The 20,956-nt window shown below is 65.3% G+C and carries 17 protein-coding genes and 1 pseudogene; 10 read left to right on the top strand and 8 right to left on the bottom strand.

Going from position 1 to position 20,956, the window contains the following annotated elements:
* Nucleotides 1-39: 39 nt before the first annotated feature.
* Nucleotides 40-201, bottom strand: a complete 162-nt coding sequence (locus E3O28_RS16175; RefSeq protein WP_158250278.1) for a hypothetical protein — start codon at nt 199-201, stop codon at nt 40-42.
* 568 nt (nt 202-769) lie between these two features.
* On the opposite strand from E3O28_RS16175, the gene E3O28_RS02640 reads away from it, so the two are divergent.
* On the top strand, nt 770-1,276 hold the full coding sequence (locus tag E3O28_RS02640; RefSeq protein ID WP_134401454.1) for a hypothetical protein: 507 nt from the start codon (nt 770-772) through the stop codon (nt 1,274-1,276).
* Between the two features lie 32 nt (nt 1,277-1,308).
* Here E3O28_RS02640 and E3O28_RS02635 read toward each other — a convergent pair whose 3' ends face one another.
* Together E3O28_RS02635 and E3O28_RS02630 are read right to left on the bottom strand one after the other, a co-directional pair.
* A complete protein-coding gene (locus tag E3O28_RS02635; protein ID WP_134415133.1) occupies nt 1,309-1,806 on the bottom strand; it encodes an SRPBCC domain-containing protein in 498 nt (165 codons plus the stop codon).
* Between the two features lie 201 nt (nt 1,807-2,007).
* Nucleotides 2,008-3,033 (bottom strand): aldo/keto reductase, encoded by a 1,026-nt coding sequence (locus tag E3O28_RS02630; RefSeq protein ID WP_104101524.1) that lies wholly within the window; start codon nt 3,031-3,033, stop codon nt 2,008-2,010.
* 1,183 nt (nt 3,034-4,216) lie between these two features.
* Here E3O28_RS02630 and E3O28_RS02620 point away from each other — a divergent pair.
* The 4 genes from E3O28_RS02620 (at nt 4,217) to E3O28_RS02605 (ending at nt 7,611) form a co-directional block, all read left to right on the top strand.
* Nucleotides 4,217-5,401, top strand: a complete 1,185-nt coding sequence (locus tag E3O28_RS02620) for a sugar ABC transporter substrate-binding protein (protein WP_241972978.1) — start codon at nt 4,217-4,219, stop codon at nt 5,399-5,401.
* A complete protein-coding gene (locus tag E3O28_RS02615; protein ID WP_241972977.1) occupies nt 5,398-6,357 on the top strand; it encodes a sugar ABC transporter permease in 960 nt (319 codons plus the stop codon). The genes E3O28_RS02620 and E3O28_RS02615 overlap by 4 nt, the downstream gene beginning before the upstream one ends.
* A 10-nt stretch (nt 6,358-6,367) precedes the next feature.
* Nucleotides 6,368-7,264 (top strand): carbohydrate ABC transporter permease, encoded by an 897-nt coding sequence (locus E3O28_RS02610; protein ID WP_241972976.1) that lies wholly within the window; start codon nt 6,368-6,370, stop codon nt 7,262-7,264.
* Nucleotides 7,265-7,359: 95 nt separating this feature from the next.
* Nucleotides 7,360-7,611 carry a hypothetical protein gene (locus E3O28_RS02605; RefSeq protein WP_134415131.1) on the top strand — a complete coding sequence of 84 codons (252 nt, stop codon included), beginning with the start codon at nt 7,360-7,362 and terminating at the stop codon, nt 7,609-7,611.
* Between the two features lie 189 nt (nt 7,612-7,800).
* Here E3O28_RS02605 and E3O28_RS02600 read toward each other — a convergent pair whose 3' ends face one another.
* The gene (locus E3O28_RS02600) at nt 7,801-9,168 is read right to left on the bottom strand and encodes an NAD-dependent succinate-semialdehyde dehydrogenase (protein ID WP_104101534.1); all 1,368 of its coding nucleotides are present in this window, start codon (nt 9,166-9,168) and stop codon (nt 7,801-7,803) included.
* A 258-nt stretch (nt 9,169-9,426) separates the two neighbouring features.
* Here E3O28_RS02600 and E3O28_RS16815 point away from each other — a divergent pair.
* The 3 genes and pseudogenes from E3O28_RS16815 to E3O28_RS02575 all read left to right on the top strand — a co-directional run.
* Nucleotides 9,427-10,376, top strand: a pseudogene (locus E3O28_RS16815) (IS1380 family transposase); the annotation flags it as partial.
* 67 nt (nt 10,377-10,443) lie between these two features.
* Nucleotides 10,444-10,794 carry a hypothetical protein gene (locus tag E3O28_RS16810; RefSeq protein WP_241972975.1) on the top strand — a complete coding sequence of 117 codons (351 nt, stop codon included), beginning with the start codon at nt 10,444-10,446 and terminating at the stop codon, nt 10,792-10,794.
* A 194-nt stretch (nt 10,795-10,988) separates the two neighbouring features.
* Entirely contained in the window at nt 10,989-11,774 is a 786-nt protein-coding gene (locus E3O28_RS02575) for a sulfite exporter TauE/SafE family protein (RefSeq protein ID WP_134342404.1), read from the top strand.
* Between the two features lie 189 nt (nt 11,775-11,963).
* Here E3O28_RS02575 and E3O28_RS02570 read toward each other — a convergent pair whose 3' ends face one another.
* Together E3O28_RS02570 and E3O28_RS02565 are read right to left on the bottom strand one after the other, a co-directional pair.
* Nucleotides 11,964-13,337, bottom strand: coding sequence for an NAD-dependent succinate-semialdehyde dehydrogenase (locus tag E3O28_RS02570; protein WP_104101543.1), 1,374 nt, complete (start codon nt 13,335-13,337; stop codon nt 11,964-11,966).
* A 273-nt stretch (nt 13,338-13,610) separates the two neighbouring features.
* Nucleotides 13,611-16,640 carry an aminotransferase gene (locus E3O28_RS02565; protein ID WP_166784714.1) on the bottom strand — a complete coding sequence of 1,010 codons (3,030 nt, stop codon included), beginning with the start codon at nt 16,638-16,640 and terminating at the stop codon, nt 13,611-13,613.
* 172 nt (nt 16,641-16,812) lie between these two features.
* Here E3O28_RS02565 and E3O28_RS02560 point away from each other — a divergent pair, with 172 nt between their 5' ends.
* Both E3O28_RS02560 and E3O28_RS02555 read left to right on the top strand, forming a co-directional pair.
* Nucleotides 16,813-17,700 (top strand): Cof-type HAD-IIB family hydrolase, encoded by an 888-nt coding sequence (locus E3O28_RS02560; protein ID WP_347232363.1) that lies wholly within the window; start codon nt 16,813-16,815, stop codon nt 17,698-17,700.
* A gap of 275 nt (nt 17,701-17,975) precedes the next feature.
* Nucleotides 17,976-19,859: an FAD-binding monooxygenase gene (locus E3O28_RS02555; protein ID WP_134415128.1), complete on the top strand. Its 1,884-nt coding sequence runs from the start codon at nt 17,976-17,978 to the stop codon at nt 19,857-19,859.
* 115 nt (nt 19,860-19,974) lie between these two features.
* Here E3O28_RS02555 and arfB read toward each other — a convergent pair whose 3' ends face one another.
* Together arfB and E3O28_RS02545 are read right to left on the bottom strand one after the other, a co-directional pair.
* Nucleotides 19,975-20,397, bottom strand: a complete 423-nt coding sequence (arfB, locus tag E3O28_RS02550) for an alternative ribosome rescue aminoacyl-tRNA hydrolase ArfB (RefSeq protein WP_134401448.1) — start codon at nt 20,395-20,397, stop codon at nt 19,975-19,977.
* 130 nt (nt 20,398-20,527) lie between these two features.
* Nucleotides 20,528-20,956: HNH endonuclease signature motif containing protein (locus E3O28_RS02545; protein WP_134415127.1), on the bottom strand; the 429-nt coding region annotated here is incomplete at its 5' end.

The following is a 20,956-nucleotide window of genomic DNA, read 5'->3' as shown; positions in this document are numbered from 1 at the left end:
CGGTCACCGAGGCCCCGTTCTTCGCCGCGAGCAACCACCTCACGACGCACGAGCCAAACCCGCGGCGAGCGGGGTCGGCGGCTTGCCGGTGAGGCACGCGAGGTCACCGGTGGTCTCACCGAGCAGGCCGTCACGGATGTCGGTGTCGAGCCCCACAACAAAGCCCACCAGGCCCGCGTCGAGTCCGAATCCCGTCAGCATGTCCGCGTGCGCGGCCGGGGTGAGGTTGCGGAAGGTGACGTCGCTCCCGATGAGGGTGCCGATGGTCGCCGCCAGCTCGTCGAAGTCTCAGGCGTGGTCGCCCGGGAGCCCGAGGCCTGATCGGCCAGTACGTCGTCCAGCAAGGCATCCGCATATTCGGGGCGGCTGGCCGTGTGCTCGGGAGCCAGCAACCGGGCGGAGGTCGTGGCCTTGGGGCACTCGTGTCGACACGGAGTTGGGCCACGCGCTCGCCATGCGACTCCTGCCGTTCTTGACTGAATCGCCGGCAACGCCGTGTAACACGTGCACGCGAAATCGCGGATCCCGAGTCAGAACGGCGCAGGCTCGTCGCGGTCCGCCTGCCGTACGGTCTTCTCCGGGGAGGGCAACTTCTCCGCCCGACGCATGCCCGAGAACGCGACCGCGACCGCGACCGCGACCGCGACCGCGACCGCGACCGCCCAACGATGCTGGCGCGGCGTGGTTGCTGATGCAGGGTCATACGCAGCTCGCCCGACTATGCTGACCGCGGCGGCAGCGAGTTGCCAATGCGGAAACGGCGGTGGCGGTGAAGCCTTCGGGGTTCGACCTGGATGCCCGGTTGCGGCGCTACCCGTGGGTGTCGCGGGCCATGAACGCGGAGGCCGTCTACGGCACTGTGCTGACCGCGGGTCTCATTTCCGCGTTCTCCCTGTACAACCCCGGCCTGCCGGCCCTCATCGCCCGTACCGTGGGAACCGTCCTGGTGTTCTGGGGCGCGCATGTGTACGCCGAGATCGTCGGCAATCGGGACCTGAGCTGGCGGGAGGCGGTCCGTGAGGCGCTGCAACGCTCAGCCGGGCTGTTATGGGCGCTCATCGTGCCGGTAGCCTGCCTGATCCTCGCCGCACTCCTCGGGTGGTCGATAGATGCGGCCGTAGACCTTTCACTGTGGGCTGCTGTGGTCACCCTCGCGGTGCTGGGTTGGTGGGCTGCCCGGCAACGGCAGGCCGGTTCACGCGCGAAGCTCGCCACCGCGGCGGGAACGGCGGGCATGGGCTTGGCACTGATCGCACTCAAGGCGCTCGTGCACTGAGCGAGGCGCGACCGCCGGCGACGGCGCTCCGGTCAGGCGCTGTCGTCTTCAGCGAGAAGCCTGTCGATCTGCCCCATGGCCTGGCGCATACCCTCCTCCATACCCAGCTCGGAAATCTGTTGCATTTGCTCGAGGCTCGCAAACGTCGACACCGTGGTCATGCGGGTACGACCGTCGGCCTCCTCCAGAGTCACCACGGCCCGCACCGAGCCCATCTCGAGAATCGGGTCACCGTTCTCGTCGGCGAAGCCGTCCTCGAATTCCAACCGGCGCGGCGGCTGGATCAGCGTGGTCACCCACCAGCCGGGCCCCTTCTCGCCGTCCGGGCCGGTCATGTAGTAGTTCGACCGGCCGCCGGGCACGAAGTCGTGCCGCTCGAAGGTGGCCGGCCAGGTCGGCGGGCCCCACCAGCGCTCGAGCTGACGCGGGTCCTCCCAGAGCTGCCACACCCGCTCCGGGCTCGCGTCGAAATCCGCCACGAAGGTGAGCGTCAGCGCCTCGGTGTCGATGTTCGAACTGATGACGGTCATGATTTCTCCTTCGGGGTTTTCGCTTTCTGGTCTCAGAACAGGATGTCGCTTATGTCTTCCGTGGTGAATACCCCGTGGGTATGAAGACAGGGACAGATCGACGGCACGGAGGGCACCTGGCCGTTCGAGAAGTGCACCGGCATGCCGTCGGGTGCGATGGGCAAGGTCGTGGCGGCGACCGGTCCGGCTCGAGCACCGGGCCTAAAAACCGACCACGCGCAAGCGCTGCGCGACCGCCGCCTCACCGTAGGGATAGTCGGAAACGACCGGTGAACTGAGTGCGCCTAACAGTTCCAGGTGCTCTGGGCTCAGTTGCACGTCGGCCGCGGACAGGTTTTCCGCGAGCTGCTTCACACTCCGCGCCCCGAGGATGACCGAGGTCACCGCCGGTTGCACCTCAAGCCAGGCAAGGGACACCTGCGCGCTCGTGGCACCGATCTCGGCTGCAACCTCAGCGACGGCGTCGATGATACGCCAGGTGCGTTCCTGCTTGTTGCGCGGACCCCAGGCTTCCATCCCGCGCGCGGGATCCTCACCGAGGCGCGTTGCTCCGGTGGGGTCCGTGTCGCGCCGGTACTTACCCGACAACCAGCCTCCGCCGAGGGGCGACCAAGGGAGAAGCCCCAGGCCCGCGTCGAGTGCGGCCGGCACGATCTCCGATTCGATTTCGCGCACGAGGAGGCTGTACTGCGGTTGCAGGGTGACCGGCGGCGTGAAACCGAGCGCCCGCGCCACGTACACGGCCTTCGTCAGCTGCCAACCCAGAAAGTTGGAGAAGCCGTAGTAGCCGATTTTCCCGCTCCGGATGGCGTCGTCGAGAAAGCGCAGGGTCTCCTCCAGCGGCGTCAACGCGTCCCAGGCGTGCAGTTGATATAGGTCGACGTGATCCGTGCCCAGCCGGCGCAGCGAATCGTCAAGTGCCCGGTTCAGATGCCGGCGGCTGGTTCCCCGATCGTTGGGGCCGGTGCCCATCGGAAACCTGCCCTTGGTCGCGAGAACGATCTGCTCACGCTCGGTCGGGTGCGAAGCCAGCCAGGACCCGATCATTTCCTCCGAGACCCCGGAGCTGTAGACATCCGCGGTGTCGACGAAGTTGCCGCCTGCCTCTACATATGTGTCCAGAAGTGTGTGTGCCATCTCCTGATCGGCCTCCGCGCCGAAAGTCATGGTGCCGAGGGCGTAGGTCGAAACGACCGCGCCGCTGTTGCCGAGTGAGCGATATTCCATGTGCGATTCCTGTTCTTTTTCGAGGCGGAGTGCCCGAGACCCTGCCATCAGTCTCACACGCTCGACTACGTCGATACCGCCCGTCCGTTGACCTGAGGGCCACCCCGGGCGACCCTGTTCGACACCCATCGATTCCATGCCTTCTTCACCACCAGCACCGTCGACACCGTCGCCGCCGACACAACCCACCGCACTCACGCCACGATAGCGCTCGTGAATGCCGACCTTAGAGCAGTTCCTTGGCGCACCTGCCCGAGCACTGGCCCTCGGAGAAACCCAGGACGGCCCTGTTCGACCAGAACTTTCGACCGCGACAACCCGACCCCACCTGACCAAGCAGCGGACACCGGCATCAACAGGAACACCAGCGGAACACCCCGGGCCGCGAGACCCGGACCGCATCCGCGCCTGAAACTCTCAAAGCCCCCCACAAAACCGATATCAGAATTCCCTCACAAGCCAGCCGGTGGACTCCGGCTAAGCAGCCGTGCTCGTCGGCCGTGCGGCGCGAGTCCTCACGGTCGAGCCAGTCTCCCAAAAGCTGTCTCTCGGTCGCGGTGAGCACGGTTGTGTCGGCTAAAGACGCTCGAAGCCGCACAGCAGCAGTGACCGCAGCGGACCCGACTGTCGGTCCGGCGTCGTTCAGTACAGATGCGAGTACCGCTTCACGAGTGCGATGGGATACCTGGAAGGTCGGAAGCGTCGAGCATCCCGGCTTTGGCTGCGCGGTGGAGAGGACCGGCGAGAGTGGTTGCTGCCGCCACAGAAGCGGGAGTGGTTTGACCTGGCCGCGATCCGCTATATGGCGGGTGGCTGCACACCGGCCGCGCGGCTGACGGCACGCGTGGACACTCCATCACGCCCGACGTTGACAAGGAGGGTCGTCGCGGCAGCGATGAGCCGAGCGCGGGTCTTGCGCCCGGTGTGAGTCAATTCCTTTTGCACATTCCGACGGTGACAGACGGCAGTTGGCGGCAGCCAGGGTCGTGATAATGTGCCAGTGGAATCAGTGTACGTAACTACTGAAATCTGAATCTCCCAGACCCAGCTGAAGGATCCCTGAATGGATTTTAGCAGACGTCATTTCTTGATCGGCTCCGGAGCGGTGTCATTACCCCTGCTCCTGTCAGGATGCGGTTTCGCGCCGCAGCAGTCAACCTCTACGGCCACGGGGTCAAAAACGTTGACATTCACTACGTGGGGAACAGACGCGGAGCTCGCAAGTTTCGCTCGTGCCATCGCGTCGTTCGAGGAGGCTAACGCGGGAACGAAGATCGAGCTGAACTCGGTTCCCTACGGACAGATGTTCACCAACATTGATGCCCAGCTGCAGGCGGGGAATCCGCCGGACATCTTCCGCGTGCCGTATTACACGTTTGGCAGTTACGCCGGTCGGGACCAGCTTTTGGACTTGAGCCCGTACCTGGAATCCGGATTTTCCGATCGCTTCACCGACGCGGCCTGGGCGGCCGTGCAGGGTAACGATAAGCCGTTCGGGGTGCCTCACCACACCGATACCTCAGTGATCCTGTACAACAAAGCCATTCTGGAACTGGCCGGGATCACGTCGGTTCCCACCTCTCTCGACAGCGCCTGGACGTGGGACGAGCTGTCCGAGGTCGCCGCGACCCTGCGTGCCGCCCAACCCGCAGAGGCCTACCCCATGGCCTACAACTGGCAGGGTAATGGCGTCACCCGCTGGCTTAGCCTGCTCTTCCAGGCGGACGGCCGGTTCCTGGACACGAACCTCACCGACCCTGCGATCGACTCGGCCGCAGGGTTGGCTGCCCTGGAATTCTCGTCAAGCTTTTTCACGAAGAACTTCGTCCCGCCGAACAACACCATCAAGTCGGCCACGTTCGCGAGCGACACCTGGTACTCGCAGACCTCGGCGATGGTTTGGTCCGGTGCGTTCGCTATCCCGGATGCCACGAACACACTCGACTTCGAGTGGGGCGCGACGTTCGCGCCACGTGGCAAGCGCGGTGGGGGCGACTTCGGGGGGAATGCGCTCGTCGCCACTGCGGGCACCGCCAACCCGGAGCTCGCCGCAGCCTTCCTTGACTTCGTCACGGGCGGCACGCAAATGCGCGACTTCTGCGAGACCGCCTCACTCCTGCCGACCCGTAAGGATCTCAGCGAATCGGGCATCGCTTTCGATGTACGTCCCGAGCTCGCCCCCATCTTCCTCAGCCAGGCTTCAACGGTGCGCGCCAAGGACTCAAGCCAGGTGGCGTCCCCCGACATGTCGAGAATCATCACCGTACTCCAGGACAACCTGGAATCGGCCTTCGCCGGTTCGACAAGTACCGGAGACACTCTGAAATCAATCGCAGAAGGGATCGCCCAAACCACGGGCAATTCGTGACAAAAGTCGCCATCGTGCAGGACCGCGTCGCGGGCACCGTCGCGCCGTCGCTTACGCTTCCAAGGCGCCCGGGGCGTCGTAATAGTAAAACCGTGCGCGAGGCACTCGCGGGGTGGCTGTTTCTGACCCCGAACATGCTGCTGCTTTGCCTATTCGTGCTCGTCCCGCTCGTGTGGACCGTGGTGATCAGCTTTCAGGAGACCAACGGGTTCGGGGTCGGTGAATACGTCGGTGTCGCCAATTATGAGCGCCTTCTTGGCGATCCGCTCTTTTGGAGATCCACGGCGAACACCCTGCTGTTCACAATCATCGTGACGCCTCTGTCGATGGTCCTTGGCCTCGGCGCAGCCGTGCTATTCAACTCGATCCTTCCCGCCCGAGGCGTGTTCCGTTCCATTCTCATCATCCCGATGGCTATCTCGGGCGTCGCCACCGCACTGATCGGTGTACTCGTTTTCAACGAGAACAACGGCATCCTCGACAATTTGATCCGATTTATCGGACTTCCGAGCGTTAACTGGCAGTCCGGTGGATTCGCCGCGTTCGTGTCTGTTGTTCTCGTGACGTTGTGGTGGAGGGTCGGATTCAACATGCTCATCTACCTGGCGGGCCTTCAGAGCATCGGCCCCGAACTCTATGAAGCGGCCGAACTGGATGGGGCGGGTTTCTGGGTCCGATTCCGGAATGTGACAGTGCCCCTGCTTGGCCCGTCGTCATTCTTTCTGCTCATTCTGAACGTCATCTATTCCTTCCAAGTCTTCGACATCGTGTTCGTGATGACCGGCGGCGGCCCACAGAATGCCACATCCGTGCTTGTCACCTACGCCTATGACACGGGTTTCGTGACTCGCGACCAGGGTTACGCCGCCGCTATCGGTGTCGTGCTTCTTCTCGTAACCTTTATCTTCACTGCGGTACGGTGGCGAACCAGCCGCAGCCGGGACCTGGTCGAATAAGGACACAATCGTGACAACATCCACCCTCTCGCCAGCGCCGGCGACCCGCAGGCAGAAGACGACAAGATTAGGGGCGCCGCGCTCGCGCAGAGGCTCGCGACGGGGGCTCGTCGCCCGCATCGTTGCGGCGATCCTCATCAGCATCGTTGTGCTGTTCCCGCTGTACTGGATGCTTGTAGTCGCGTTCTCATCGCGGTCCGAGCTGCTGGGTGGCACACTGCGTCTCTGGCCGCGTACCCTGACAGTCGGAAACTTTGAGCGCGTCCTCGCAGGGTTCCCGATTGCCACATGGTTTAGCAATTCCATGGCGATCTCGATCACGGTGGCAGTTCTCACGGTGCTCGTCAACCTGTTAGGCGGGTATGCCCTGTCGCAGCTCAAGTTCCGCGGTTCGAACGTCGTTTTTCTCATCGCCCTGACAACGTTGATGATCCCCGTGCAGGTGATTATGGTGCCGCTGTTTCGGCTCGTAACGAACCTCGGGCTTTACGGCAGCTACTGGGCGGTCATCCTGCCCACGGCCGCGAGCGCTTTCGGGTTGTTCCTCGCACGCCAATTCATTCTCTCCATCCCGCGCGACCTGATCGAGGCGGCGCTCATCGACGGGGCTAGCCACTTTAGAGTGTTCACGAGTATAGTTTTGCCGCTCTCAAAGCCGCTGATCGCTGTGCTGTTCTTCATGACGCTGCTGCAGTCCTGGAATGATTTCGCCTGGCCACTTATCGCCCTCAAGCAGAACGAACTCTTCACCCTGCCGATCGGCCTGCTCTACTTGCAGGGCCAATTCGGGTCGGATTTCGGTGCAACGATGGCGTTCGCCCTTATCAACGTGGTGCCCATGGTGGTGCTGTTTCTGGTGTTCCAGCGCTTCTTCGTGCAGGGATTCGCGCGCAGCGGCATCAAATAGGTGTGGCTTGTGAATTCGTCAAGTATCCGACCCGATGTGGCCGGGCTGGGACCGGGTCGAGGCGGCGATCCGCCCGACGTTGCGCGCATCGATGAATGCTGTTCGTGGCCGACCACGATGACGTCAGCGCTTCGGGTCCGGCTGCGGCATCCGCACGTGTCGAGCCGACCATTGTTTTTGGGTCGAGCACGCTGGGTAAGCAAGCGTGGCCGCGGCATCCGCGGGCCAGCACCAACCTGGCTGATCACCGTTCCGCGCTCGAACTGGTGGGCGCTGGTCTGCTCAACCCGGAGAACCGGTGGCAACCTGTGAAGATCCACAACAAGGCGACGGAGGTGGACGCATGATCGTGTTGCTCTCGCTGTTCGTCAACGATGGTCGAGCGAAAGTCGAACTCGCGGTCGCCCACGGAAAACGCGGGTTCGGCGGTCGCTAGGCGCTGCGTGAACGCCAGGACGACCACGAGGCGGCACGAGCAGTTTTCGCGTGCCGCAGACTCGGCGACTGAACGGCGTTCGCCTGGGTCTGCGATGGGTCTAGCCGATACGAATGAGTTTCTTGTTCACGAATTCGCTGGCACCGTAGCGTCCGAGTTCGCGACCGAAGCCGCTTCTTTTCACTCCGCCGAACGGTAGCTCCGCGCTGCCGGCGTTGACGAGGTTGACGTAGACCATGCCGGCCTCGATGCGGTCGGCAACCCGCAGTGCCTGCTCGGGATCGGTCGTGAACAGGTAGGAGCCGAGCCCGAACGGAGTGTCGTTCGCGAGGGCGATGGCTTCATCTTCTGAGCCTGCCCGGTAGACGAACGCTACGGGGCCGAAGAACTCCTCGTGGTATGTGTCGTTGTCTCGCGTGACATCGGTGAGCACGCCAGACGGGTAGAAGTTACCAGACCGTTTGCCAGTGCCCGCCAAGGTCGCTCCCTGTGCGACTGCACGCTCGACCTGCTCCGCGAGATGTTCGGCCGCGTCGAGGGACGAGAGGGGTCCGTAGTCTGCCCCGGGGACGGTCGGGTCGCTGGGAGAGCAAGCCAGGATGGCGGCGGTGAACTTCTCCGTGAACTCATCGTAAAGTTCATCGATCACGATAAATCGCTTGGCGGCGTCGCAGGCCTGCCCGCCATTGCGGAGGCGACCGGCAACGGCGGCATCCACTGCGGCGGCCATGTCGTCGGTGCTCAGCAGAATGAACGGGTCTGATCCGCCCAGCTCCAGCACGACCTTCTTGAGGTGACGACCGGCCACCTCGGCAACGGCCGCGCCGGCGCCCTCCGAACCGGTGAGGGAGACGCCCTGCACCCGCGGGTCGGCGATGATCGTGGCGACCTGCTCGCTGTCCGCGTACACATTGGTATAGGCACCAGCCGGAAAGCCTGCGTCGTGAAAGATTTGCTCAATCGCCGCGGACGACTCCGGGCACTGCGACGCATGCTTGAGGATGATCGTGTTGCCTGTCATGAGGTTCGGTGCGGCGAAGCGCGCAACCTGGTAGTACGGGAAATTCCACGGCATGACACCGATCAGCACACCGAGCGATTTGGAACGCATGAACGCGGAACCCTCGCCGCTCAGCAGGGTGATTGGTTCGTCCTTCAGAAATTCCTGCGCGTTGTCGGCGTAGTACCGGTAGATGTCGGCGGCGTAGTCGACCTCGCCGAGCGCTTGATCGACGGGCTTGCCCATCTCGCGCACGATCATGGCCGCCAGCTTGTCACGGCGCTCCTCATGCAAATCGCCGACCCTGCGCAGGAGTGTGGCCCGCTCGTTGGTTGAAGAGCTGCGTGACCAGCCGCGGTGGGCCTCATCCGCCGATGCGATAACCTGCTCGATTTCATCAGCAGAAAGCTGGGCGTAAGTTTTGATGGTTTCGCCTGTGGCGGGGTTGACAACGGCATGGTGGCTCACGAGCCACCTCCTTTCACGGTCGGACTATGTTCCGGAAATTGGCACTGATACGAGCCAACCATGTTCGCGGGATTTGTCAAGGCGAATGAGGCCAGCGGAAGTTGCGGCGGCTCGTTTCGTCTCGGTGTGGTCTTCTTAGCCTGAATCCACGGGTCGACGTGGGATTTTGACGGCGCGATATACCAAGAATACCCAGCTGATCAGGTAGATAGAACTTGTCTAGAGTTTGAATTTACCAAACAGATGAGCATCTTGTAGATGCAAGCTACCCACACCGACCGCACCGTTTCTGCATCATTTACCGACCCGAATCTTGTGTCGTGCGCTGAGTTGGTCCCGATCATGAAATTGGCCGCCAGAGCGGGGCTGGCGACCCTGGCCGATCAGTGGCTGACCGTCCCCGCCGACAAGGGTGCCAACGCCGGCTTGAAAGTCACCTCACTGGTCGGAGGGATGGTCGCCGGCGCAGACTCGATCGACGACCTCGCGATTCTTCATCACGGCGGCATGCGGAAGGTCTTCACCAACTGATACGCGCCGTCGACGTCGGGGTCGTTCCTGCGCGAGTTCGCGTTCGGTCACGTCCGGCAGCTCGACGCCGTCGCCTCACGCTTCATGCGGGGCCTCGCGCCCGAAACCCCACTGCTCGTGCACGACACCGACGGCTACATCTTCCTCGACATTGACGACACCATCATCGAAGTCCACGGGTACCAGAAGGAAGGCTCCGGCTACAGGTACTCCGGCGTGCGCGGCCTCAACGTGTTGCTCGACGCGCTGAAAACTGACGTGTCAGTGCCGATCATCATCAGCGCCGATCATCATCGGTCAACGGCTCCGCCGCGGTGCGTGCTAGTCACAGCGCGGCGCCGCCCGTTTGATCCGTGATGCCCTCGCCACTACCAAACGGCTCCACGGAGCCGAAAAAACGCGCGCGCTCCTCCGCGCCGACTCTGCCTGCTACGGTCACGCCTCAATCAGTGCGGCCCTCACAGCCGGTGCCGACGTCTCCGTCACCGCCCGCGTGAACCCCGCCATCAAACGAGCGATCGGAACGATCCCCGACAACGCCTGGACAGCGATTGCGTACACCAACGCGATCTATGACAACAGCACGAAAACGTGGATCACGTAGCACCGAAGTCGCCGAGGTCCCGTTCACCGCGTTCACGTCCCGCAAGAAGGCTGAGAACATCACCGGACGCCTGGCTGCCTCGTGTTCGCGGGGCGTGACACGGCCGGCAAGGGCGGCACTACCAACGCACCACCGCGCAGGTGAGCCCCCGGGTCTTCCGAGTCGCGGCACTTGCCGTTCCCACTGAACGCGAGAAGTCCCAGCTGTACATCCAGCGTTACCTGGAGCATTTCCCCGCAGCCGGCGAGCTGGTCCTCTTCGACCGCAGCTGGAACAACCGTGCGGGCGTGGAGCGGGTGATTGGTTTCTGCACTCCGGATCAGACCGAGCACTTCCTGCGGATGACGCCGCTGGGCGCTTTGGTATGTCGCGCATACCGACGACAAGAAGAGGGTTCGCCTCGACATCATCAGCCACCTCCTCAGCCTGGTGCCGTACGTGCCGTTCCCTGGGCTCGACGTCAGGCTCCCCCAGCGCCAGAAGCGCGGTGACTACCGGGGGCCGAAGCTGACGGTTCGACAGATTCCGACCCCGTTCATAGTCACGTCGCGATGCCCGTCGCGATGGGGAGCCGGTGATGCAAGCCACAACCGCAGCATCCACTGCCCCGGTGCCGGCCATCGCCTGAACCAGCTTTCCTGAACTAGCCTTGACCTGCACGGTCCAACGGCGGGTGGGGGTAGATGTGACATTGCTTGAAGGTGCGATCATCCTGATCGCCGGGCTGGCCGCGGGAGTCATCAACGTGGTCGCCGGCGCCGGAACACTCATCACCTTCCCCGTTCTCCTGGCGTTGGGCGTGCCGCCGATCACGGCGAACGTGTCCAATACCGTGGGTCTGATCCCTGCGTCCATTGCCGGCGCCCACGGCTACCGACGCGAGTTGCGGTCGCAGTGGCGCCCCGTAGCTGTGATGGCGATCTTCTCCGCCGTGGGCGGCATCGTCGGCGGTCTGCTCCTGCTCGCCCTGCCCGCACAGGCGTTCGCCGGCGTCGTGCCCTTCCTGCTGCTGCTGGCCGCGGTGCTCTCGGCGATCCAGCCTCGGGTGGCCGGCTTCGTGCGACGTAAGGCGCCGGCGGCACCCGCCGGCACACTGCTGACCAAAACGGATACGCGTCCCCTCACCCTCGGGCTTATTCTCGGGGTGCTCGCGACGGGCGTGTACGGCGGGTATTTCGGTGCCGCCCAGGGGGTCGTGCTGCTCGCACTGCTGGGCATACTCTGGTCCACCGACATACACCGGGCCAACGGGACCAAGAACGTGCTCGCCGGAGTCGCGAACATCGTTTCGGCGATCATCTTCATCTCCAGCGGGACCGTGGACTGGAGAATCGCTCTCCTCATCGGCATCGGCTCCGCGGCGGGCGGCTGGCTGGGTGCCCGTATCGGCCGCACGCTCTCCGCGCCGGTACTGCGCACCATCCTGGTCGTGGTCGCGGTGACCGCCGCAGTGGTGCTCTTCCTGAGCTAGGGGGCGGAGCCGCCCGGGCCCGGCGCCGAACCAATTCGACGGAGATTTTGAGGCAGCGCGCAGTTTTGGGCAGATTTGGAGCCGTTTCGGCCCAAATCTCCGTCGAATTCGTCAGGGAGACCGGATGCCGCAGTCTGGCGCGGGTGGGTGGCGCGCCACCGTCTGAGACGGGCGGCGCGCCACCGCGTGTCACCTGAGGATGCGAATGAGCTTCTTGTTGGCAAACTCCGCGATGCCGAAGCGTCCCAGTTCACGGCCGAAGCCAGATCTCTTCACTCCACCGAAGGGCAGCTCTGCTCCGTCGAGGAGCGAGCCGTTGATGAAGACCATCCCGGCGTCGATCTGGTCCGCCACCCGCAGGGCCTGTTCCGGGTCGGTGGTGAAGAGATACGAACCCAGGCCGTACGGGACGTCGTTGGCCACCTGCACAGCCTCGGCCTCGTTCGCCACGCGATAGACGGCGGCGACCGGGCCGAAGAACTCTTCCCGGTAAGCGTCACTCTGAGGGGACACGTCGGTCAGGACCGTCGGCGAGAAGAAGGCGCCCATGCGGTTTCCCCGCGCGGTGACGGTTGCGCCCTGGGCTTCGGCGCGCTGGAGCTGTTCCTCGAGGCCCTCGGCGGCACCGAGGGAGGACAGCGGGCCGAGCGTGGTGTCCGGCGACGTGGGGTCTCCGGGAACGTTGCCGGTGATCTTTGCTGTGAAGCTCGCCAGGAAGGCGTCGTACAGGCCGTCGATCACGATGAAGCGCTTGGCCGCGTTGCAGGACTGGCCGGAGTTGTCGAGGCGAGCGTCGACGGCGGCGTCGACCGCTTCGTCCATATTGTCCGTGCTGAGCAGGATGAACGGGTCGGATCCGCCCAGTTCGAGCACGACCTTCTTGAGGTTGCGGCCGGCGACCTCCGCGACCGCCGCACCCGCGCCTTCAGAACCGGTCAGCGACACACCGCAGACACGGGGGTCCGGAATGATGATGTCGGAGATCTGAGCACTGGAGGCGTAGACGTTGCGGTATGCGCCGTCGGGGAAACCGGCATCCGTGAAGATCGCCTCGATCGCGGCAGCGGACTCGGGGCACTGCGAGGCGTGCTTGAGCAGGATTGTGTTGCCGAGAACCAGGTTCGGACCGGCGAAGCGGGCGACCTGATAGTAGGGGAAGTTCCACGGCATGATCCCGACGAGCACTCCGAGGGAGGCGCTCCGAATGAACGCCGAGCCTTCACCACCGAGCAGCTCGATCGGTTCGTCGGCGAGGAAGGCCTCGCCGTGGGTCGCGTAGTACGAGTAGATGTCGGCCGCGAAGTCGACCTCGCCGAGGGCCTGCGCGACGGGCTTGCCCATCTCGCGCACGATGAGCTCGGCCAGATGCTCACGCCGCTCGGTGTGCAGGTGCGCGACACGCTGCATCAGGGCCGCGCGCTCGGCGACAGACGTGCGGCGAGAGAACTCACTGTGCGCACGGTCTGCGGCTCCGATGGCCTCGGTCACCTCAGCATCGGTTGCCAGAGTAAAACTCGGTCCGCTGTCCCCGGTGGCGGGGTTCGTGACTGTGTACTTGTTCATATTTTCTCCCCAAGCTTGCTTCGTTGACGCCGATCAAGACGGGACCGCTGCTGCCGGAGCCGGTCGCGCCCGTGTCGTTACAGTCTGCCGCTGTCAGGGGTTTTGGCCAGCCATTTTGGTGAACTTTTTCGGCCTTCCGGGTCTGTCACCGGATTCCGTTCAACTGTCAGGCGGCACAACCCGTCGGCGTTCCAGTCGAGGCCGCGAGCGCAGAGCGCCGCGACCTCGGCGCGGGGGTGCTCGGCGCGGGGGTGGTCAAGCACGTCGTGCACGCTACCAGCCGCCCTGCAGCACCTCGTCGAGCCGGTCGACGAAGAAGTCCGCGCTCTCCCGACTCAAGCACAGGGGCGGCTTGATCTTCAGCACGTTCTGCCTCTCCGAGGTGGGCTGCACGATCACGCCGAGCTCCAGCATCCGTTCGCAGATGGCGGCGGTCTCGCTGACCGCCGGCTCCAGGGTGTCCCGGTCGCGCACGAGTTCCACCCCCATGTACAGGCCCAGGCCGTGCACCATCCCGATCAACGGATGCCGTTCCGCGAGTTCTGCAAGCCGGCCTGCCAGGTGCCGGCCGACAGCATCCGCATTCTGCTGGAGGGATTCGTCCCGGATGACGTCGAGCACGGCCAGCCCCGCGACGCAGCTGACCGGACTGCCGCCGGCCGAGGAGAAGAAGTTGCCCTCCCTGGCCAGGGATTCGGCGATGTCCCGGCGGGTGAGCACCGCGCCGAGCGGGTATCCGTTGCCCATCGCCTTGGCCACCGTGAGGATGTCGGGCACGACGCCCTGCTGCTGCACGCCCCAGAAGTGGCTGCCCAGCCGGCCGTAGCCGACCTGCACCTCGTCGGCGATGCACAGCCCGCCGCGTGCACGGACCTGCTCGTAGACACGGGCGAGGTATCCCGCCGGGGGCACGACGCCGCCGGCATTGCCCAGCACGGGCTCGCAGATGAACGCGGCCAGGTCAGCCCCCGGGCCGTCCGGATCGGCCAACAGCCGGGCCAGGTCGGCCGCGTACTCCCCTGCCGCCCCGGCACCGCGATGCGTCCCGCGATAGGAGTTCGGAACATCCGCGATGTGCACCCAGCCGGGCCGGGAGGCCAAGGAGAAAGGGTTGTCGTAGGCCGAGGTCGACACCGCGTCGGAGGCCGACGTCCAGCCGTGGTAGCCCTCTCGTAAGGCGACGACGTTGCTGCGACCGGTGTGGATTCGGGCCAGGCGCAGGGCCAGGTCCACGGCCTCGCTGCCGCTGTTGACCAGAAGCACGGTGTCGAGGATGGGATCCGGTGATGTCGCCACGATGTGTTCGCAGAGGTCGGCCAACGCCGAGTAGAGGAACCGGGAGTTCGTGTTGAGCAACGCCAGCTGATCGCTCACGGCACGGGTGAACCGGGGGTGGCTGTGCCCGATCACGGCGACGTTGTTGACCATGTCAACGTAGGAGCGCCCGTGAGTGTCGATCAGCAGTTCCTGCCAGCCGCGTTCGATCTGCGGCGGCCGTTCGTAGTACTTCTCCTGCGCCGCGGCCATCATGGCACCGCGACGGGCCAGTTCGATCGCCGGGTCGACGACGGATGCCTGCGGCGCCAGCCCAAGCAGCCGCGCCGGGTCCGGTGCGAGGGTTGCCCACGCGGCGGCCCGAGAGGGCTGGGTGAAGTGCGGGACCGGCAGACCCGGGCGAGCGAGCTCCTGCACGGTCACCCGAGCAACCGGGCTCGCGACGCCCACGGGCTCCCCTGCGGCGATCGCGGCCCCCGGCACGAGGTTCGACACGATGCCGCCGATGCGCAGCCCGAAACCGGCCAGCGTCAGAACCAGAGTGTCGCCTCCGATCTCGGTGACCGAGGCAGCCGCGGGCGCGACGATCACCGAACCGGCAGGCAGGAAGACCTCGGTGAACAGCGCGAACGTGTCGGGTTCCCGGCGCGAGTGCGGCGGGGTTCGGGTGAGCCGGAACTGGCCGTAGGGGGCGACGGCGGCGCTGCGTCGGGCGAGGGCGGCCTGCGCGAGCCGCCACTCGGCATCCGTTGTCTGCCAGAGGCCGTCGGCCAGGGCCGGGCTGGTCACGGTGAAATCGAGCATTTCGTAGTCGCCGTCGGTGAGCGCGGGGATCATCGGCACGGTCGTGCGTTCGGGCACGGTCGTGTGTTCGGCACCAGTGTGCGGCCGCCGACCGAGCGCCTGCCGGATGGCCGCGTCCGCTTCCTCCCAGCCGATCGCGCTGGCTGCGGCGAAGACCTGCCACTCGGCGTCCATCCGGTGCCTCGCGTAGTCGTTGTCCGCGTCGATCTGCACCTGCTGCTCGCCGCTGGCCACCAGCACCGCCCCGCGGAGCACGATCAGCGGCCAGAGCGCGGTGATCTCGGCCTCGGTCAGGGGAACGACCTCGTCGAAGGCGACGATCGCCTCGAGGGCCGCCAGCGGATTGTCCGGCATGTGGTGCAGAACGGATGCCGCCGTGACCGCCAGCTCCGCGACCAGCCACCCGGTGGCCAGATCGCCGAAGTCGATGACCCCCTCGGGCACGTGGTGGCCGTTCGGCAGCACCCGGCAGATCACGTTGTCGTCGGTGATGTCCCCGTGGATGGTCTGCAGCCGCAGCACGGACGCCACAGCCGCCAGACGTGCGGCGGCGCTGTCGGCGATGGCACGGAGCTGATCCCTGGTCTCTTCCGCCGGCACCCAGCGCATCAGCAGGTCGATCACGGTCTTCGCATTGCGCAGGTCCCACTGCAGCGTGCGGTCGAGGCCGCCCGCCGCGAAGTCACGCAGGTGCAGCGACGTGGTGCCCGAGAGCCGGCCGAGCGCCCGGACCACCGGCGGGGCCAGATAGCCCCGCGCCTCGAGCGACGGCCCCTCGAGGAAGGTGAGCAGCCGCACCGGGAGGAGGGCGGCATCCGTTGCGTGCCAGTGCTGGCGGCTGAGGCCGTTCAGCCCCCGCACGGGCTGCGGCACGCGCATGCCGCGCTCGGTTAGGAACACCATCACCGCGTCCTGCGCGGCCAGCTCGGCGGCTGAGAAGGCCGGGTTGTCGACCTTGAGCACGTAGCGCTGCGTCGCTCCCCCCGCGGAGTCACCGGCGGAGTCACCCGCGGAGTCACCGGTGGCGGCACTGGTGGCGGCACCGGTGGCGGCACTGGTGGCGGCACCGGTGGCGGTGATCAAAAAGTTGCGGTCCTGTTGGCTGCCGAGCTCGCGGGCCGTGCCGGTGATCCCGAAGAGCGAGGACGCCATCGATTCGGCGTCGGCCGCGGTGATATCCGGGCGCACGAGCCCCTGGCCGCTGAAGAAATCAAAACCAGGCACGTCGACGCTCCTCGCAGATAGTGCAATGAATCCTGCCAGTTTGGCACCAGGGCCGCTCGTTCTGTGCGCCCAACGCTCAGTTCGCGCGCAACTCGGAGCCCGGCGGGCAGAGATGACATCATCGAGAGAGACAGCGTCGTCTTCAGAGACCAAGGGACGCGAGCGAACACTCGTGGATTCCGGGAACGAACAACGACCGAAAGCCGCCGCAGTGAACCACTTAGCAGAGCCCTCCGACATCCGACTCATCGTTTCAGACATGGATGGCACTCTTCTCGACGACGACGGCAAAGTGCCCGACGCGTTCTGGCCGCTCCTCGACGACCTCCGTCGGGCCGGGATCCTGTTCGTGCCGGCCAGCGGACGCCAGTATCAGACACTGCACGGCATCTTCGGCGAGCACGACGGACTCATCTACATCGCGGAAAACGGAACCAACGTGGTGCAGGACGGCATCAGCATCGACGTCGAACCCGTCATGTCCGAGATCATCGCCCCCATCGTGGACTGGGTGCGCGGCACCGCCGCCACGGGTGCCGACCTGGGGCTCGTCGTCTGCGGCGCCCGGAGCGCCTACATCGAGCGCAGCGACGAGCGCTTCGTCGACCAGGTTCGCCGGTACTATGCAGCGGTCGAGGTCGTAGCGGATGTGCATGCGGCCGCCCTCGACGATGTCATCTTGAAACTGGCGATCTACGACCCTGCCCGCGCCGAACAGCGAAGCGGACCGGCCTTGCGCGGCCTGGGGCTGCCCGCGGAGGTCGTGGTCTCGGGCGAGAACTGGGTCGATGTGATGCGCCAGGGAGCGAACAAGGGTCGAGCGTTGGAACGGCTCCAGCAGCAGCTCGGCATCAGCCGGGCCCAGACGATGGCGTTCGGCGACTACCTCAACGACGCCGAGATGCTCGATGCCGCCGGGCACTCCTATGCCATGGCCAACGGCCACTCGAGCATCCTGGCGCGCGCCGCGAACATCGCGCCGTCGAGCTCGGAGGCCGGCGTGGTCAGCAGTATCCTCGCCGCCCTACCGCACCTGCAAAGTGCGCACGTGACCGCCTGATCGCCCGGTAGCTCCCTGCCGCGCCTCCGTCCCGAACGAATTCGACGGAGATTTTGCCCATAGCGGGCCCGAACACGACGGAATGGCTGTTTTCGACGAGAATCTCCGTCGAATTGGTTCGCCGCCTCTCATCTAGTCCTGGCCGGCCGGATGATATATGATCCGAGAAGCGATAATAGAACTTTGTGTTCGATTATCGAACACGTCAGGACATGCACGCTACGACAGTGACGTCCGATTCACCCACGCAGAGCCCACAAAGAAGTGAGGAAGCCGTGCAGTTTCACCACCACGGATACGTGTCCACCGATCCCCGCATCCAGGATGCCGCCGGGGTCGGCCTCAATCGCCCGGGCGAGCTCCCCGAGAACGTCGACGTTCTCATCGTCGGAACAGGCCCAGCCGGCATGATCACAGCCGCGCAGCTCTCCCAGTTCCCCGGCATCACGACCCGCATCGTCGAGCGCCGCGGTGAGCGCCTCGCAATCGGGCAAGCCGACGGCATCCAAGCCCGCAGCGTCGAGACCTTCCACGCGTTCGGTTTCGCGGAACGCATCATCGCCGAGGCCTACCGCATCACCGAAATGGCCTTCTGGACACCGGACCCCGCCGACGTGACCCGCATCATCCGTTCGGCCCGTGCCGTGGACGACCCCACCGGCATCAGCGAATTCCCGCACCTGATCGTCAACCAGGCGCGTGTTCTCGACTACTTCGCCGAGGTGATGGCGCACTCCCCCACGCGAATGGAGCCGGATTTCGGCTTCGATTTCCGCAGCCTGGAGAACACCGACGAGGGCGAGTATCCCGTCACGGTGACGCTCGTGCACACCACCGGGGAGAAGCAGGGCCAGGAACGCGTCGTGCACGCCAAGTACGTGGTGGGCGCCGACGGTGCCCGCAGCGCTGTGCGCGACTCGATCGGCTGTACGCTCGCCGGCGACCAGGCATTCCACGCCTGGGGCGTTATGGACGTGCTCGCTGTCACCGACTTCCCGGACATCCGCATGAAGTGCGCGATCCAGTCCGAATCCGGCGGCAACATCCTGCTCATCCCGCGCGAGGGCGGATACCTATTCCGCATGTATGTGGATCTCGGCGAGGTGGCCGCTGACGACAACGGGGCAGTGCGCACGACGACGATCGAGGAGATCATCGCGAAGGCCAACGGCATCCTCCACCCGTATACCCTCGACGTGAAGAATGTCGCCTGGCACAGCGTGTACGAGGTCGCCCATCGTCTCACCGATCGGTTCGACGACCTCCTCCCCCACGAGATCGGCACACGCACCCCGCGGGTGTTCATCACCGGGGACGCCTGCCACACGCATAGCGCCAAGGCCGGCCAGGGCATGAACGTATCGATGCAGGACGGCTTCAACCTGGCCTGGAAACTCGGCTACGTGATCGAAGGCCGCAGCCCCGAATCCCTGCTCGGTACCTACTCTGCCGAGCGCCAGGTCATCGCGAAGAACCTGATCGATTTCGACAAGACCTGGTCGACCCTGATGGCGACAAAGTCGGAGGATCTGGAAGTTCCATTGGAGGAGTTCTATACGAAGACGGCCGAGTTCCCGTCGGGTTTCATGACGGAATACGCGCCGTCGATGCTGACCGGCGAGGCAACACACCAGAACCTCGCCACGGGATTCCCGCTCGGCAAGCGCTTTAAGTCCGCCCCGGTGGTGCGCGTCGGCGACGCCAACCCCGTGCAGCTCGGACACCACCACCGCGCCGATGGCCGGTGGCGCCTGTACGCGTTCGCGGATGCCGCTGTGTCCGGCGATGCCTCGGCGCTGACCGAGTGGGCCGAGTGGATCCGCACCTCACTCGAGTCGCCGCTGCTCGCGTACACCCCCACCGGGAGCGACATCGACAGTGTCTTCGACGTCAAGGTGGTCTACCAGCAAGAGTACACCGGGGTGGACATCGGCCGGGTTCCGGGCGTTTTCCTGCCGAAAAGAGGACCCTTTGAGCTGATCGACTACGAAAAGCTCTATGCAACCGACCCGGCGCACGACATCTTCGAGCTGCGCGGGATCGACCGCGGCGGTGCCGTCGTGGTGGTGCGCCCGGACATGTATGTGGCTAACGTGCTCCCGCTGACCGCGACCGCTGAGCTCGCGGCGTTCTTCCGACAGATGTTGCTGGTGCGGTAGCCGCTCCTGCGGTAGCCGCTCCTGCGTTAGCCGCTCCTGCGGACACCTCAGGCCGCGAGAGCGGGTGACTCGTCGCTTTGTGCTGCGCTGTTCGACGATTCACCCGCTCTCGCAGCTAGTCGGCGGACGGCCTCTGCCGCTGCTTCTTGGTGGCCGACCGCTGTTGCTTCGCGGCGAGGTGCCTTCGGCCCGAACCACGAGTGGGTTTGGTCGGCCGGCGGATGGGCGCATCGGGAGCCAGGCCCGTGGCCACGATGTCGGCGAGCTTCGCCAGAGCGAGCTCGCGGTTGCGCAGCTGGGAGCGCCGCTCGGACGCGGTCACGGTGATCGCCCCGTCGACGAGGCGTTTGGCGAGGCGGGCGAGCAGGCGCATCCGCTGGTCGTCGGAAAGCTTCTCCGACTCGGCAACGCTCCAGATGAGCTCGACGCGGCTGTCGGAGGTGTTCACGTGCTGGCCGCCCGGCCCTGACGACCGCGAGAACCGCCAGCCGAGTTCGCGCTCGGGAATAATCAGCGCGGGCGACACCTCCAGATCCATGTGACCAGCGTGACACGATCTTGGGGTTGGTGTCGGCTGGAGTGCTCCGGTGGCCAAGCAACACCGCGATCGCGCCTGTCGAACTGTGGGGGCACTGTGCGCCCGGGTGGTGGCGGACGAAGCCACGTTCCTAGGAGGCGGTGGTGACCCGATTTCGGGAACGCACGGTGACGCTGGTCGAGCCCGCCGAGACCGGTGAGCGGCTGGCCGGGTTCCCTCCCCCAGGCCGCCAGGTGCGGGTGGGGTCGTAGCAGTAGGGTGCCCGGACTTCGGGTTTGCCCCGGATCATGCGGATGTTCCAGCCGGAGGTGTCGATGCTGTGGTGGTGGTACCAGCAGAGGAGGACCCCGTTGGTGATCTTGGTTTTTCCGCCGCGGTACCAGGGGATCACGTGGTGTACTTCGCACCAGGCGGCGGGCACGGTGCAGCCGGGAATGATGCAGCCGCCGTCGCGGGCGCTGATGGCGCGGCGTTGGGCCCGGTTGAAGAAACGATTCTCGGTGCTGAGGCTGAGGACCTCGTTGTGCGGCCCGAACCGGATCTCCTGAAATCCGCCGGC

Origin of the sequence: Cryobacterium sp. TMT2-14 (assembly GCF_004402465.1) — a bacterium.
Classification (GTDB): Bacteria; Actinomycetota; Actinomycetes; order Actinomycetales; family Microbacteriaceae; genus Cryobacterium; species Cryobacterium sandaracinum.
Note: the sequence above shows the minus strand (reverse complement) of the source record. Positions and strands in the feature narration are given on the sequence as shown.

Excerpts from the sequence above, each read along its gene's own strand:
- E3O28_RS16175 (WP_158250278.1), bottom strand. The coding sequence starts at position 201 with ATGCTGACGGGATTCGGACTCGACGCGGGCCTGGTGGGCTTTGTTGTG.
- E3O28_RS02635 (WP_134415133.1), bottom strand. The coding sequence starts at position 1,806 with ATGACCGTCATCAGTTCGAACATCGACACCGAGGCGCTGACGCTCACC.
- E3O28_RS02630 (WP_104101524.1), bottom strand. The coding sequence starts at position 3,033 with ATGGAATATCGCTCACTCGGCAACAGCGGCGCGGTCGTTTCGACCTAC.
- E3O28_RS02605 (WP_134415131.1), top strand. The coding sequence starts at position 7,360 with ATGCTGTTCGTGGCCGACCACGATGACGTCAGCGCTTCGGGTCCGGCT.
- E3O28_RS02570 (WP_104101543.1), bottom strand. The coding sequence starts at position 13,337 with ATGAACAAGTACACAGTCACGAACCCCGCCACCGGGGACAGCGGACCG.
- arfB (WP_134401448.1), bottom strand. The coding sequence starts at position 20,397 with ATGGATCTGGAGGTGTCGCCCGCGCTGATTATTCCCGAGCGCGAACTC.